Raw genomic sequence first — 15092 nt, forward strand, 5'->3', positions numbered from 1 at the left:
CCGTGTACGCAGATACTCAAAATGATATTACTCGGCAAGTTGTGCGTGCTGCACAACTTTTACTGGCCTACGGCGCAGAATCTGATTTAGTTGAAGAAATCAGCCAGCGTCTAGGTCAGGCTTTAGGCCTTGCCAGCGTAGAACTTTCTATTTCCTCAAATTCCCTTGTATTGACCAGTTTGGTTCATGGTCGCTGCATTACCACCACCCGTCGAATTCGTGAACATGGTATCAATATGACCATAGTGTGTGAATTACAGCGGATCTGCTTATTAGCTGAAAAAGGTCTTTATGGGCCTAATGAAGTACGTAAACGTCTCGCCCGTATTGAGCCTAAAACCTATCCACCCGTATTAGTGGTGTTGATGATAGGTTTGTCCTGTGCCAGTTTTTGCCACCTTTTTAATGGTGATTTGTCCGCGTGTGTGATTACTTTTTTTGCTTCTGCAGTAGGAATGTTAGTTCGTTTAACCATTACCAAGCACCATTTTAATTTACTGGTTAATTTTGCTACCACCGCATTTGTTATTAGCATGATTGCGCAAACAGGTTATGTGTTTTCATTAAGTGAAACACCCCAATCGGCGATGGCGGCGAGTGTGTTAATGCTGGTGCCAGGTTTTCCTATGATTAATGCCATTTCCGACATGGTGAAGGGACATATGAATGTGGGAATTTCTCGCTGGGGACATGCAACCCTATTGACAGTGTCATCTGTGATCGGGATTACCATTGCTATGCAGCTTGGTGGTATTTTCCTATGATGGAACTGCTGAATATGCTTTTACATGACGCATTTTTTTCGGCTATTCCTGCCGTGGGTTTTGCCATGGTGTTTAATGTTCCTAAGCGCTTTCTGCCTTACTGTGCTTTAGCCGGAGCGATAGGTCATAGCTCGCGTACCTTGATGTTAGAGTTTGGTCTTCCTATCGAGTGGGCGACATTTGTCGCCGCTGCTTTAGTGGGGATGATTACCATTGGCTTTGCTAGGCGTCATTTAGCGCCTCCTTCAATGTATGCGGTGGCGGCTATTATTCCGATGATCCCCGGCACTTACGCATTTAATACTGTTATCGCCCTAGTGCAGTTGACTGCTCAGTCACAGGTTAGCCAAGAGTTAACAGGGCAAGTGATCAGTAATGGCTTAAAAACAGTCTTTATTCTTGGAGCATTAGCAGTTGGGCTCGCATTGCCGAGTTTACTGTATTTTAGAACCCGCCCCGTTATTCGATAATTCTTTATACCTACAACACAGGAGTGAGCATGCGCATTGCTATGATAGCCGCGATGGCAAACAATCGAGTCATCGGAAAAGATAATAAAATGCCATGGCATCTCCCAGAGGACCTAAGACACTTTAAGGCGATGACCTTAGGTAAGCCCGTAGTGATGGGACGCAAAACCTATGAATCAATAGGCCGACCCCTTCCTGGTCGCCACAACATCGTCATATCACGTCAAGCAAACCTTGTTATTGATGGGGTGACATGTGTGACTTCCTTTGATGCTGCAAAACAAGCCGCAGGCGACTGTGAAGAGTTGGTTGTGGTTGGTGGTGGTCAACTCTATACGGAGCTGTTACCTCAGGCCGATATCCTCTATTTAACCCAAATTAACCTTGATGTTGAAGGTGATACCTATTTCCCTGAGTGGGATGCCTGCGATTGGCAAGAAACTGAATCCTTATCCTGTATAAATGCTGATGGGTTGGAATATCGCTTTATCAATTTGACAAAAAAATGTTAAATTAAGTTGTTCTGTTGTGTACCCTGTGCGTATGGATTGTCAATATGTCTAAAGTATTGGATCATATTGGGCATTTAGTGGTGATGTGAGCTAATCCTGAGGGAGACGCAATATCTAGCCGAAAACTAAGACCATTGTGGCTAATATCATTTAGAGATAGGTGTAGCCCATACAAAATTGATAATAAAACTATAAGAAAGTATTAAGGAGTATCGGATGCGTCTTATGCCTGTAGCCTTGGCTGCGTTAATCGGTTTTAGTTATATTTCTGTTCCAACACAAGCGGCTGCGGCTGGTGCTGATCCACTCGTAGCAAGTATTTGCGATTACGTGAAAGCGAATGATAAAAACCGCTTACGTAAAAAGTTAAAAGAGAGCCGGGTTAAGTTACGTCAGATCTACAGCGGTATTAGCTGCGATGGTCAAAGTCTGTTGCGAACTGCCTACGGCGCCAGTGCAAACGACGCCGGAGAGTTTGTCGCTAAGCGTTTGTCCGTGACAGAACTTAATGTGCCAGAATCTGACGGTATGACAATTCAGGCTTGGGCAGAGGCTAATGGTCACGGTGCGAGTCCAATCACAGCCGCAGTAAAAGAGCGTCTTGGTGGTTCAGCGGGTGGCGAAGAGGATTAACCCTCTTATTGATGAATACCTTAATTTTACAACTCGTTTGTTTACGTGGGTTAAATCAAAAATGCCGAACTTGAGTTCGGCATTTTTGTAGTTCAAATTCGTGGTGGGTTATCCGTATATCAAATTAACTGATTGAGTAGAGTCTGTATTTTGCTTAAAGCCTAATGTTTTAAAACAAAAGTGTACCTAAAGAAAAGGTCGCTTAATGCGACCCTTTAGATTAAATTTGGCTACATTTTAAACTCTAAACTCACCCACCGAAGCTTGAAGCTCTTCGGCTAATTTCGCTACTTGGTGGCTAGATTGAGCCGTTTGATCTGCCCCTATCGCGGTTTCTTCAGATATTGCAGCAATATGTTCCAGTTTTTCAGATACTTGCTGGCTTACCAGATTTTGTTCCTGTGCGGCATGAGCGATGTGTGTGCCAGCATCATAGGCTTTATGAACTGACTGACTGATCGTTTCTAATGCTAAGTTAGCTTGTTCGGTTTTTTCAACACAGGCATTAGCTTGGGCGCGGCCCATATCCATGGCCGCTACGGCCTGTTCCGCTCCCAGTTGCAGTACTTCGATCATTTGCTGAATTTCACGGGTGGATACCTGAGTTCGGGAGGCTAGGTTGCGCACTTCGTCTGCAACAACCGCAAAACCCCGCCCTTGCTCGCCGGCCCTTGCTGCTTCAATAGCGGCGTTTAATGCTAATAGGTTGGTTTGTTCAGCAATACCACGGATCACATCAAGAATGGAGCCAATAGAGGCACTATCTGACTGCACTTTATTGATCACTAAGCCCGCTTTAGAAACTTCATCGGCTAAGGCTAAGATAGTCAGTTTGTTCTCCTCGGCAATGGCACGCATATGTTGAGTTTCTTGATCTGCCTGCTTGATTTGCTCAAGGGCTTGATCGGCACTCAGTGATACTTGTTGGGCGCTAGAGCTGAGTTCTGTCGTTGCTGTAGCAACTTGGTCAACTTGACTCTTCTGCTCTTGAATGCCAGAGGTTGTTTGTGCAGTGATCGCTGATGTTTGCTCCGCTGCCGCAGCAAGTTGGTTTGAGCGGTCTAAAATGCCAATAATCAAACTACGCAGGCTATCGACAAGTCTGTTACAGTTTTTGGCGAGCTCGGCAAATTCATCATGGCCTGAGTCATCTAATTTATGGGTTAAATTGCCAGAAGCTAGCACATTAAGCGCGTTATTGACTTGGTGGAGTGAGCGCTTTAAGGGATTCACTACAGCAAAGCTAATAATAATGGCGGCAACGATAGCGATTAAAACAACGATAATAATACGTAGGCTGGCAGCATCAATTTCAGCCATGGTTGCTTGACTCATATTGGTCGCAACGAGTTCGATGTTATTGCTAACATCTTGCATATTGGCATCAATGATTTTTCCATCTTTTTCAATAATCGCGAGCTTATTGATTGACTCTTGAGTATGAATTAACTGGCTAGATTTGAGTTCTACCATTGACTCTTTGCCTTCGACTAACGCCAAGACTTTGCCAATATCATTATTTATGGATTGTAATGTATCCGCTTCGACTATGCCTTGGGCATGGCGATTAACATATTCAAGCTTATTTTTTGTTTCACTGATAATGTAATCGAGTTCTTTAGAAATAAGCTCGTGCTTACTTGTTTCTTCATTCGTTACTAAATCTGCGATGGTGGTAATAATATTGCCGAGGCTAGTCTCTATGGCGCTGGCCGAGGCAGCAATACTTTGAATATCTGGATTCGGGCTACTTTCGAGATCAATAACATCGAGTAAAGTCGATGAAGCGTCATCCGCAGCATTTTCGAGTTTTTTCTTTAAGCCTATAAGTAACTCTTGTTTACTCAGAGCCGATTCCCGTTCAGAAAACATGGCTAGACTGTCATGTTCAAAGGTTGAAAAACTACTACTCAGCTGGGATATCAGTGATGATAGATTAGTTTGTCCTTTTACTAATTGGGTGAGATTTGTGATTTCATTTTTAAATTGGGTACTATGACCATCAAATATTTTATGGATATTTGGAATGTTCGTTGATTTGGAAGTATGAAAGGCGATTAAAACTTGGCGTTGCTGCTCGCTTAAACTTCCTGTTAAACGGTTGGTTGCTTTTAGTGCCGGTAAGCTTAACTCTTGCATCATTGCCGAACTATCTTTAAGGCTAATGTTAGTTAAGTAGGAGGTAAATCCTAGCAATAAAAGTAAAAGTGTAACAATGCTAAATCCGCCAATAACTCTGGTGGCTACATTAACTTTCATAGGATACTCCAATTATTATTATATTTTTCCAAATCAAAGGGGGATTAAATACAGGGCTGCGCGCAGTCGTTTATCGACCATAAGCCGCTTTAGTTTAACTCTTTTTTAACCTTTTTTGGGTAATTTTTTGGTCTTTTTCAAGATGCCATAAGGTTAAGTGTTCACCCCAGCAACATCCTGTATCTAAAGCCTTTAATTTGCTATCACTAACATTTCCCATCAGTGCAGCCCAATGCCCGAAGACTAAAGTGTGGCTTTGACGTAATGGCGAAGTATATTCATACCATGGACGTAACTGGGGATCAGTACAATTCTGAGGTGGTTGTTTACAATCAAAATCAAGGTGACCATCGACATAAAGATAACGCATCCGAGTAAGGGCATTAATACAAAAGCGTAATCGAGTGATGCCTGATGCGGTTGGTTCCCAGCGTTCTGCGGTATCCGTATACATTTGGCTGATTAATGCTTCAAGGTAGTCATCTTGTTTGAGCGCATGGCTAACGAGTGCCGATTCTTGTCTAAGGGTTTCTAATGACCACTGTGGAGGTACGCCTGCATGGGTCATAATCAGTTGATGCTCGGGCAGTTCACGCATGAGTGGCTGTTGTCTAAGCCAGTCAATTAATCCAGTAATATCATCAGCGTTTAGAAGTGTTTTCAGGTTGTCACTTGGTTTATCACGTTTAAGCTTGCCGTGAATTGCCATCAAATGCAGATCATGATTACCCAATACGGTTTTAGCTGAATCACCAAGGGATTGAAAGAATCTCAGGGTGGCTAAAGAGTCGGGTCCTCGGGCAACAAGATCTCCCACAGCCCAGAGTTCATCTCGGGATGGATTAAAATCGACTTTTTCAAGTAATTTTTGTAATTCGGCAAAACAGCCTTGGATATCACCAACAAAATAATGCGCCACAGTATCCTTTCTAAAGTCAAATCAATGTAATAAGCCTGGAGTTGCTAAGCGGAAGGGTTTAATTATCGCTTGGAAGTGTTCCCCTGATTCGCTGACCATACCATAAGTACCATGCATGATGCCAAGTGGAGTATCAAGTACGGTGCCACTGGTATATTGATAAGCAGTATTTGGAGGAATAGTGGGCGTTTCACCAACGACACCTGCACCTTGGACTTCACTGGTTTTACCGTTAGCATCTGTAATTATCCAGTGACGAGTCTCGAGTTTTGCCGCCTGCTCACCCAAATTGATAATAGTGATCGTGTAGCTAAATAAGTATTTTTCATCCTCAGGGGAGGATTGCTGCTCAATATATTCAGTTTTAACTTCAACCCGAATTGAGGTGTCCAATGCGCTCATTCTTATTCCTACAATGATATTGGGCACAGGGTTGTGCCCATATATAACGCTATTAAGCTTTTCTATCGCATACCATATTTGCCATTGCCACATACTGCTCGACGCTGATTTGTTCAGGACGTTGGCTTTGATCAATCCCTAACTGTTCAAACTCGGCATCGCTCAGCATATGCTTGAGGTTGTTACGTAGGGTTTTACGGCGCATGTTAAAGGCGGTGGTACACAGTTGGCGTAGCACATTGACATCTTTACAGGGGAAGGGTTTTTCCGCATAAGGTAAAAGACGCACAACGGCAGAGTCAACTTTAGGGGCAGGAGTAAAGCTATGGGGTGGTACTTCTAGTACGGGCACAACTTGGCAAAAATACTGCGCCATAACAGTTAAACGGCCATAGGCTTTGCAACCTGGACTTGCCGATAAACGCAGTACGACTTCTTTTTGCAACATAAAATGCATGGTTTCAATCTGCTCGGCAAATTCGAACAGATGGAACATTAAGGGTGTCGAAATGTTATAGGGTAAATTACCAAACACTTTGAGCTTTTTACCCGGAACAACGAGCTGACTAAAATCAAATTGCAGGGCATCACCTTGGTGAATGGTCAGCTTATCTTTGAGTACTGGGTGTTTATGCAAGCGTTCAACAAGATCTCGATCCAGTTCTACCACGGTGAGATTATCTATCCCCATCGCAACGGGCTCAGTTAATGCTCCTAGGCCGGGACCGATTTCCACCATGACATGGTCATTATCAGGTGCAATGGCGCCAACAATGCGGTTAATCACATTGCCGTCGGTTAAAAAGTTTTGTCCAAAACGCTTTCTGGCCGTGTGGCCTAAATGTACTTTGTTGCTCATTAATAATGTAATCGTTTAGTTTTTTGAGGATAACTCAATGGCTTTATTCAGAGCGCAGACAAAACTGCCGATATCGGCCTTGCCTGTGCCCGCGAGATCGAGCGCTGTACCATGGTCAACCGAGGTACGGATATAGGGTAAACCTAAAGTAATGTTTACCGATTTGCCAAATCCCTGTGACTTGAGAACGGGAAGCCCTTGGTCATGGTACATGGCCAAGACGACATCTGCGTCCTGTAAATATTTGGGTTGGAACAGTGTGTCCGCCGGTAATGGGCCGACAATGTTCATTTGATATTCTTCGCGTAACTCGTTGAGCGCAGGAATGATGATATCAATTTCTTCCCGCCCTAAATGTCCATCTTCACCTGCATGCGGATTTAAACCACAGACATAAATTTTAGGCGAAACGATACCAAATTTACTCATAAGGTCGGCATGTAATATTTTGATAATATGCTGCAACCGTTGGCGGGTAATCGCTTTTGCCACATACGCAAGCGGGATATGGGTGGTTACCAGCGCCACTTGTAACCCGGGTGTCGCCAGCATCATCACTACATCGGGGCAGTTTGCTTGATGGGCAAAAAACTCAGTATGTCCGCTAAAGGAAATTCCCGCTTGATTGATAATGCCTTTGTGCACCGGGCCTGTGACGACGGCATCAAACTCGCCGCTCATGTTTCTTTCGCCAGCAAAACGTAAGGTTTCAATTACATAGGGGCTATTTTGTTCATCAAGCTGGCCACATACTGCAGCGCTCACTAACTTAAAGGGCGCTATCGTTAGGGTGCCAGCTTCTTGGGGTTTGGGCGCTTGATCCGGGAGATAGGGCCGAAAAGAAACGGTTAGACCGAGTCGTTTTGCACGGCTCGCGAGTAAATCAGGATCGGCACAAACGACTAACTCAACAGGCCAAGCCTGTTGAGCGAGTTGCACGACTAAATCGGGGCCGATACCTGCGGGTTCTCCTGGGGTAACGGCAATGCGTTTAGTGGTCAATTTTACTTAACCTCGGTTGGTCTCAGGCTGAAAGACTTCAATGTATGCGTCTGAACGCATTTCGTCTAGCCAGTTTTGCAGTTCTTCATTAAATTTGCGACGGAAGATCAACTGGTGCGCACGGTTACTGTTGAACTGATCCGTGGCGTCGGTTTTTCTACGCTCTTCTAACTGAGTGATATGCCAGCCGTGGGTTGTACGGAAAGGTTCACTAATTTGATCTAGATTCAAATTGCTAAGAGTTTGAGCAAATTCTGGCACATAGATATTTGGATCCGCCCAACCTAATTCTCCACCTTTAGCAGCAGAGCCAGGATCTTCTGAATACTGACGGGCGAGGTCCTCAAATTTAGCTTCTCCAGCACGAATTTGTTTTAGGAATTGCTCAAGCATAGCCTTTGCACGATCATCGGATAAAATTGGCGATGGTTTGAGCAGAATGTGACGTGCTCTTACTTCTTCAACTTCTTTCGTTTGTAATCCACGGGAATCCATGATCTTAATAATATGAAAACCTGCGCCACTCTTGATTGGGCCAATAATGTCACCGGTTTTTGCCCCGTTAAGTACTTCGGCAAAAAGTGTTGGCATTTCGTTGATGTTCATATAATCCCAGATACCGCCTTCAAGGGCTTTGGGACCTGATGATGAGGCGATAGCGGTGCGGCGGAAATCTTCACCATTTTTTAAACGCTCAAGTACGATATTGGCTCGCTTGCTTGATGATTCTAGTTGTTCACTGGTCGGGTTGTTGGGTACGTCAATTAGGATATGGCCAATTTGGTATTCCACATCTTTCATACCTTGCTCTTGGATCAGCTTCACTAGACTGGATATTTCCTGCGGTGACACTTGAATACGGCGTTGTACTTGAATACGTTGAATTTCACCTAGGGTGATTTCTTCACGCAGTTGTTCACGGTACTGGCTAAAGTTTAAGCCTTCGTGTTCAATTTTTTGCTGCATCTGCGCGATAGACATTTTCTGTTCACGAGCGATGTTTTCAATTGCTTGGTCTAATTGTAAGTCACCAATATGTAGACCAATACGACTGGCCATTTGCAGTTGTAAATGGGTGAGGATCAGGCGCTCGATAACTTGAGTGCGCAAGGCACTGTCCGAGGGCAGCGATTGGTTAGCTGCTTTGGCATTGGCTTTTACTGTGCCAATCATGTTAGTGATTTCACTTTCGAGCACAATTCCATCGTTAATTTGGACAGCAACACGATCAAGTGGCTGAGGTGCGGCCAATGTAGGTTGGCTGATAGCGAGTGCAAATAAAGCAAAAATCAGATGTTTACTGGGTTTCATCCACAAAATCCTTGGCACATTCTAAAGTCAGGTTCGACGGCTTATTTGAGTTAATTTACCATTTTATATCGAGATTACAGTGAGTCGCCTAAATGTTTATCTGCTGACAACTCTATAAAGAGTGCGACATTGTCCACTGAAATTGGCACTAGGCCAAGTTTGACTAGGTTGTCACTGTCTCTTATTAACCTGTTTGGACTCTCAGTCCTTGTTGAGGTTCAGCAATCTATCACAATTCTTTGCTAATTCCTCAGATAAAGCGGTTTTCTGTAGTTAAACAGGCCATCATCAAGCATGTCGGTGACGCCTAGTGGGCCAGAGCCTCCGAGTCCTTTAATGATTACATTTAGATACACACCACTTTCAAATTGCTCGCGACTGTCGATAGCAGATGAGCTTATATCATCGTCGTAATTGGTTTTTATTCGATAGTGGTAGCTGAGTCGTACGGCATAGCAACAAGATTCATATTGAAAACCAGTGTAGCTTTCGACGCTGCGGCTTTCGTTGAGATCATAGTACCAATTACCCACAAAATAGAGACTGTCATTAATGGGCCAAGCTGCGCGCACACCTGCTTGGGAAATATTGGCAAGATCATTAGTACTTGAGTTCAACAAATCCGGTACGTAGCGGTAGCTAAGTTGTACTAGTTTATTGGCTCCAGGCCTAAAGTCTAATGTGGCCTCTGTTTTTTTATTGTCACTGGTATTGGTATCGTACTGAATCGCCGCACCTAAGTACCAATCTTGGGTAAGGCGAGTATCTAATTCTGCAGCAAGTACGGATGTCTGTTGATTTTGTTCGAGAATACTATCTTCATAACCCAGTTTACTGTCTTCTAGATAAACAATTTGTCCAAGACTGAATTTAGTCAATTCTTGATTGTGATCATCAAAGAGACGAGTGGTAACACCGAGCGTCACTTGATTCGCATCTGCGATGCGGTCAAGACCTGAAAAGCGGCGATCACGGAACAAACCATAGTAGTCGTCCTGCAATTGGGCCGTATCGTAAATACCTATGTTTCTTTGATCTTCGTATCCGACATACAGATATTGAAATTGCGGTTCAAGTGTTTGTCGGTAGTTTTTGTCAAATAGCTCAGTAAAACGCTCAAAATTGATCTGACCGTTAATGCGTACCTGTGGGATCGTTCGACTAACCGTGTCATCAAGAACGGTATTAGAGTCTAGATTCGTTTGCCAATAACTGGTTTGCATTAGCTTAAGTTGGCTGGTTAGTGAACCTGAAGGGCCATGGATAGGCAGTGTTACGCTGGGTGACATATGCAAACGGGTTGCGGTGTAGACCTCATTATCCTGATGGGTAAAGTTAGTTAACTCTGAGTTAAAACCAAAATCTAGGTTGTTCCAAAAGTCTGCCGCTCGGTAGTTAAAGTTAACTTGTGGCATGACTTGATAGGGTTTTTCTTCTTCGCCAAGGACTTTAATATCTTGGACTCGGGTACTTAAATCCCAATTATTTTCAAAGTAACTCACTTCTCCAATACGGGATAGTTGATTATCGGTAGCACGGTTAACATCTGATTTTAAATCATTAAAATAGTTGTTATCTGACACTTCGGTAAAGTTACTCATTACACGCCAATGCTTATCAATAGCGCCTTGGTGTTGCCAGTTGTACAGGTAACGATTGGGTCTGCTACTGAGCAATTGATCATCGCCTAAATATTCTAAGTTTAAGCGGCCATTCTGGGCTTCTCCGGTCAGATAGCGGAACTCTGTTTTAGTGAATACCCCTCTGTTCGACATATAACTAGGTGTGAAGGTGAGATCGTATTCTGGCGCTATGTTCCAGTAATAGGGTGTTGTAAGTTCAAAACCGTCGGTTGTACTACTACTAAAACTGGGGTAGAGAAAACCCGATTTACGTTTATCAGAAACAGGCACCGTCATATAGGGAATATAGAATACGGGTACACCACCAATTCTTAGCTTGGCATTCCAAATCTCCCCCCACTCTTCTTCACTGTTAATTTTGATTTTCTCGGCCTCAAGCAGCCAAGATACGTTGTCAGGTGGGCAAGTGGTGAAGTTAGTATTGGTTAAAATAAGATTATTGTTGATGGTGATTTGCAGTTTTTCTGCATCACCATGTACTTGTTGTCCATGTAACCAGTATTGAGCACCCTCTAACGTAGCGCGATTTGTTCGCATTTGAGCTTGTAGGGACTCAGCTGTCACAGTGAAGTTACTATCCTGAAAGACTAAATTACCATTAGCATCAAACTGTTGAGTTTCTTGGTCGAGAATGGCTTCATCGGCGGCGATATGTCTGTCGCCTTGGCTAAATACTACATCGCCACGAAAAATAGCCAGTTTGCCCATTTCGGCATTGGAACTATCGGACACAATGCGAATTTTATTGAGTTCAGCCGCGCTCATTCCTTCCGTGTGGGATTCTATTCGGGGTACTGGCGGTTCTATTACGCATTGGGATGCGGTAGTGGTCGGAGATTCGTCTGCCAGGACTAATTGGGGTAACAGGCTCAGGGCCAGAAAGTAACGGATCTGCATCTTAGGTCAATAATAATGATTTCTTAGTCTGGACAAGTATCGATGGGGAAAGTTGCAAAGTACAAGTGCAACACTGCTAAATAAATCTCTCAATTTCTTAGCTGTTTCCAAATTATATGCCAGCTATAATAAAGCAATTTTTCTTTAAGAGCCATGAAATGACTTTATCCGATCCGAGATTTATTTCCCTTAATCAGTGGCTGAACCATTATTTTTCCTATGATGTCACTCCGGTGTTAATTTCTGGTGATGCGAGTTTTCGGCGTTACTTTCGGATAACAACCGCAGATGCGAGCTTTATCGCTGCCGATTCTCCCCCTGCACTTGTGCCTATTGCCCCTTTTATTGCGTTATCCAAGGCTTACAGCGCAGTGGGATTGACCGTTCCAAAAGTGATTGCCGCCGATGAAAAGCAAGGCTTTATGTTATTGAGCGATCTTGGGGATATCCAACTGTTATCCGTATTAACGCCGGAAAATGTCAGTGATTATTACCGCAGTGCACTGGCTTTATTACCACAAATTGCTGCTGTGGTTGAGAGTACATGTCCTGAGACGGGGTTAATTCAATCCTTGCCTTTGTACGATGAGGTCCTTGTACGGCGTGAATTACATATTTTCACTGAGTGGTTATTGGGGACTCATTTGCAGCTTTCCCTCAATGAGGTTGAGGTTCAGTTACTCAATCAGAGCTTTGATATTTTGGTGGATAATGCCTTATCTCAACCTAAAGTAGGTATGCACCGCGATTTCCATAGCCGCAATTTAATGCTACAAGGCAAAACATTATCTGTTATCGATTTTCAAGATGCGGTTATTGGCCCAGTGACCTACGATGCTGTTTCACTCCTGCGGGATTGTTATATTAGCTGGCCGCAGACACTCGTGGCAGATTTAATGGCGCAGCACTATCAGCAAACCTTAGCGCAAGGGTTTATACCAGTGGACACACCTTTTAGTCAGTACCAACGCTGGTTTGATTTGATGGGGCTGCAGCGCCATATCAAGGCTGTGGGAATATTTGCTCGTTTACATTACCGTGATAATAAACCTGCCTATATGGCGGATATCCCGCTGACATTGACCTATATCGTTGATACCGCCATGGCTTATCCCGAGTTGGCCCCCCTTGCACAATGGCTGCAGGCACGAGTTTTACCCGCATTCGATGTGGTTCACAGTAAGGTAGAGACAGATCAATGAAAGCGATGATCCTAGCGGCAGGAAGGGGCGAGCGCTTAAGACCATTAACTGATACTGTACCCAAACCATTAGTGCCAGTATTAGGTAAGCCTCTCATTGTTTATCACATTGAAAAGCTTGTAGCTTTGGGTATTACCGATATAGTGATTAATCATGCTTGGCTCGGGCATAAATTAGTTGAAGCACTGGGGGATGGGAGTGCCCTTGGCGCGGATCTTCGTTATAGCGCAGAAGAGCATGCACTTGAAACTGGAGGGGGTATTAAACGTGCTTTACCATTATTGTGTGATGGTAAAAACGATGATCCTTTTTTAGTTATCAATGGTGATGTGTTTATCGATGCGTTACCGCCCTTAACCGTGCTTGAAAATGACACTCTTGCCCACCTATGGTTAGTACCGAATCCTGAGCAGCATCCCCAAGGCGATTTTGCCTTAAATGGTAATCGAATCAGTGAACAGGGGGATGCAAAGTGCACTTTTTCGGGCATAGGTATTTATCGTCCTAGCTTATTTAAGGGGACACCAGATGGTGCCTTTGCCCTAGGGCCTCTACTGCGCTCACATATGGCCCAAGGCCAAATTAGTGGCGCTATATTTGAAGGACTTTGGTGCGATGTTGGCACTCTTCCACGTTTACAAGCCCTTGAGTTAACTTTACAAAATAGCAAGTAAATCTAAGTGCTCGGTATCACTTTGGGCTTAGCAGGCATAACAAGTACATTATTGAGATCAGGACATAAGATGCGTCTTTGGGGTAAGTTTTTTGGGTTTGTGATTGGGTTTATGTTTGGCCGGTTCTTCGGTGCTGTACTCGGCCTATGGCTTGGCCATCTTTATGATAAACGCGCCAGTTCAGGCGGCGGTTTTAGCCAGATCCTTGGGCAAGCAAAAAATCGGCAAGCTATTTTCTTTAATACCACCTTTGCGGTGATGGGACATGTGGCTAAGGCTTCTGGGCATGTGACCGAAACCGATATTCGTATTGCGACGCTATTGATGGATCAATTACGTCTTACGGGAGAAGCACGTAAAGAGGCTCAGCAATCGTTTCGTGAAGGTAAGTCCGCCGATTTTGATCTGCGTAGCAGTTTACAAGCCTTCCGTGCAGTGACCATGGGACGTAAAGAGTTGGTCCAGATGTTTATTGAGATCCAGATCCAAACCGCATTAGCGGATGGTGAACTGGACCCCGCGGAGCATGGGATTTTGATGACGGTTGCCCAAGAATTGGGTTATGGTCGTGGACAATTGGATGAATTATTGAAACGTTGGCAGGCGGAATATCGTTTCCATCAAACCTCAAACGGTAATAAAACTTCCATTACCGATGCCTATCATTTGCTTGGCATTACCCAAGAGGCAAGTGATCAAGAGGTGAAACGGGCTTATCGTAAATTGATGAATGAACATCATCCCGATAAGTTGATTGCTAAAGGGTTACCACCTGAGATGATGGAATTGGCAAACCGTAAGGCACAGGATATTCAGGCGGCGTATGACAGAGTCAAGACTGAGCGTGGTATGCGTTAGCCTTGATAGCATTGGATTTTGTAAGAGATAAGGAATTCATTATGAAAAACACTCACAGCCTGTTGCTGTTGGCGAGTTTGTTACCTGTGGCTGTGTCCGTGCAGGCCGATACTGACATGTTTATTACACCCTATGGTGGTTATAGCTTGGGTGGTGGTCAATTCGATGTTAATCAAATTGACGTTAATAAAGAGCAAACGGGTGATAAGAAGAATATCAGTGTTGAAGAGTCTAGCCATTACGGCTTAATGCTGGGGATTGGCACCAAGGATCCCGGTAATATTTATCTCTTATACAGCCACCAAGCCTCTGAACTGAAAAGTGGCGGCCTATTTAGCCCTGATTATCTGACCTCACTCGATTTAGACTACATCCATTTAGGGGGGACTTTATATTTCCCCAGTGGTGATATTCAACCCTATATAACCGCGAGTGCCGGTATCACCCGCATGATGCCCGATGGCTGGTCGACTGAGACGCGTTTTTCTATGGGAATTGGTGGCGGAGTCGAATATAAGGTCACGCCACATTTTGGTTTGTTTGCCGATATGCGTGGTTACGCCACTTTTATCGACAGTGATTCGTCACTCTTTTGTAATGAAGATGAATGCCTATGGCACATAACCTCGGATGTGATGTGGCAAGTACAGGCTAATTTGGGTGTAAAAGTGAGTTTTTAGATACTTG

The 15092-nt window shown here is 44.0% G+C and carries 15 protein-coding genes; 8 read left to right on the forward strand and 7 right to left on the reverse strand.

Annotation, left to right across the window (positions count from 1 at the left end; translation table 11 throughout):
• Positions 1 to 2 precede the first annotated feature (2 nt).
• The 4 genes from L2744_RS08340 to L2744_RS08355 all read left to right on the forward strand — a co-directional run bounded on the left by L2744_RS08340 (position 3) and on the right by L2744_RS08355 (position 2379).
• On the forward strand, positions 3 to 764 hold the full coding sequence (locus tag L2744_RS08340) for a threonine/serine exporter family protein (RefSeq protein ID WP_248991471.1): 762 nt from the start codon (positions 3 to 5) through the stop codon (positions 762 to 764).
• On the forward strand, positions 761 to 1234 hold the full coding sequence (locus L2744_RS08345; protein ID WP_248991472.1) for a threonine/serine exporter family protein: 474 nt from the start codon (positions 761 to 763) through the stop codon (positions 1232 to 1234). Before L2744_RS08340 ends, L2744_RS08345 begins: the two co-directional genes overlap by 4 nt.
• A 29-nt stretch (positions 1235 to 1263) precedes the next feature.
• Positions 1264 to 1746 (forward strand): type 3 dihydrofolate reductase, encoded by a 483-nt coding sequence (gene folA / locus L2744_RS08350; RefSeq protein WP_014610032.1) that lies wholly within the window; start codon positions 1264 to 1266, stop codon positions 1744 to 1746.
• 216 nt (positions 1747 to 1962) lie between these two features.
• On the forward strand, positions 1963 to 2379 hold the full coding sequence (locus tag L2744_RS08355; protein WP_014610033.1) for a DUF3718 domain-containing protein: 417 nt from the start codon (positions 1963 to 1965) through the stop codon (positions 2377 to 2379).
• Positions 2380 to 2616: 237 nt separating this feature from the next.
• Here L2744_RS08355 and L2744_RS08360 read toward each other — a convergent pair whose 3' ends face one another.
• The 7 genes from L2744_RS08360 to lptD all read right to left on the reverse strand — a co-directional run bounded on the left by L2744_RS08360 (position 2617) and on the right by lptD (position 11671).
• Complete coding sequence (locus L2744_RS08360) at positions 2617 to 4638, reverse strand: methyl-accepting chemotaxis protein (RefSeq protein WP_248991473.1); 2022 nt, start codon at positions 4636 to 4638, stop codon at positions 2617 to 2619.
• Between the two features lie 94 nt (positions 4639 to 4732).
• The gene (locus tag L2744_RS08365; protein WP_248991474.1) at positions 4733 to 5557 is read right to left on the reverse strand and encodes a symmetrical bis(5'-nucleosyl)-tetraphosphatase; all 825 of its coding nucleotides are present in this window, start codon (positions 5555 to 5557) and stop codon (positions 4733 to 4735) included.
• 21 nt (positions 5558 to 5578) lie between these two features.
• Positions 5579 to 5959: a Co2+/Mg2+ efflux facilitator ApaG/CorD gene (apaG, locus tag L2744_RS08370; RefSeq protein WP_248991475.1), complete on the reverse strand. Its 381-nt coding sequence runs from the start codon at positions 5957 to 5959 to the stop codon at positions 5579 to 5581.
• Between the two features lie 52 nt (positions 5960 to 6011).
• On the reverse strand, positions 6012 to 6818 hold the full coding sequence (gene rsmA / locus L2744_RS08375; protein WP_248991476.1) for a 16S rRNA (adenine(1518)-N(6)/adenine(1519)-N(6))-dimethyltransferase RsmA: 807 nt from the start codon (positions 6816 to 6818) through the stop codon (positions 6012 to 6014).
• A 15-nt stretch (positions 6819 to 6833) separates the two neighbouring features.
• Positions 6834 to 7820: a 4-hydroxythreonine-4-phosphate dehydrogenase PdxA gene (pdxA, locus tag L2744_RS08380; RefSeq protein ID WP_248991477.1), complete on the reverse strand. Its 987-nt coding sequence runs from the start codon at positions 7818 to 7820 to the stop codon at positions 6834 to 6836.
• Positions 7821 to 7826: 6 nt separating this feature from the next.
• On the reverse strand, positions 7827 to 9131 hold the full coding sequence (gene surA / locus L2744_RS08385) for a peptidylprolyl isomerase SurA (protein WP_248991478.1): 1305 nt from the start codon (positions 9129 to 9131) through the stop codon (positions 7827 to 7829).
• Between the two features lie 242 nt (positions 9132 to 9373).
• Positions 9374 to 11671, reverse strand: coding sequence for an LPS assembly protein LptD (lptD, locus tag L2744_RS08390; RefSeq protein ID WP_248991479.1), 2298 nt, complete (start codon positions 11669 to 11671; stop codon positions 9374 to 9376).
• Between the two features lie 116 nt (positions 11672 to 11787).
• Here lptD and L2744_RS08395 point away from each other — a divergent pair, with 116 nt between their 5' ends.
• The 4 genes from L2744_RS08395 to L2744_RS08410 all read left to right on the forward strand — a co-directional run bounded on the left by L2744_RS08395 (position 11788) and on the right by L2744_RS08410 (position 15085).
• On the forward strand, positions 11788 to 12873 hold the full coding sequence (locus L2744_RS08395) for an aminoglycoside phosphotransferase family protein (protein WP_248991480.1): 1086 nt from the start codon (positions 11788 to 11790) through the stop codon (positions 12871 to 12873).
• Complete coding sequence (gene murU, locus L2744_RS08400; protein ID WP_248991481.1) at positions 12870 to 13547, forward strand: N-acetylmuramate alpha-1-phosphate uridylyltransferase MurU; 678 nt, start codon at positions 12870 to 12872, stop codon at positions 13545 to 13547. Before L2744_RS08395 ends, murU begins: the two co-directional genes overlap by 4 nt.
• Positions 13548 to 13616: 69 nt before the next feature.
• Positions 13617 to 14405: a co-chaperone DjlA gene (gene djlA, locus L2744_RS08405; RefSeq protein ID WP_248991482.1), complete on the forward strand. Its 789-nt coding sequence runs from the start codon at positions 13617 to 13619 to the stop codon at positions 14403 to 14405.
• 41 nt (positions 14406 to 14446) lie between these two features.
• On the forward strand, positions 14447 to 15085 hold the full coding sequence (locus tag L2744_RS08410) for an outer membrane beta-barrel protein (protein ID WP_248991483.1): 639 nt from the start codon (positions 14447 to 14449) through the stop codon (positions 15083 to 15085).
• Positions 15086 to 15092: the final 7 nt, after the last annotated feature.

The organism is Shewanella profunda (genome assembly GCF_023283765.1).
GTDB lineage: Bacteria > Pseudomonadota > Gammaproteobacteria > Enterobacterales > Shewanellaceae > Shewanella > Shewanella profunda.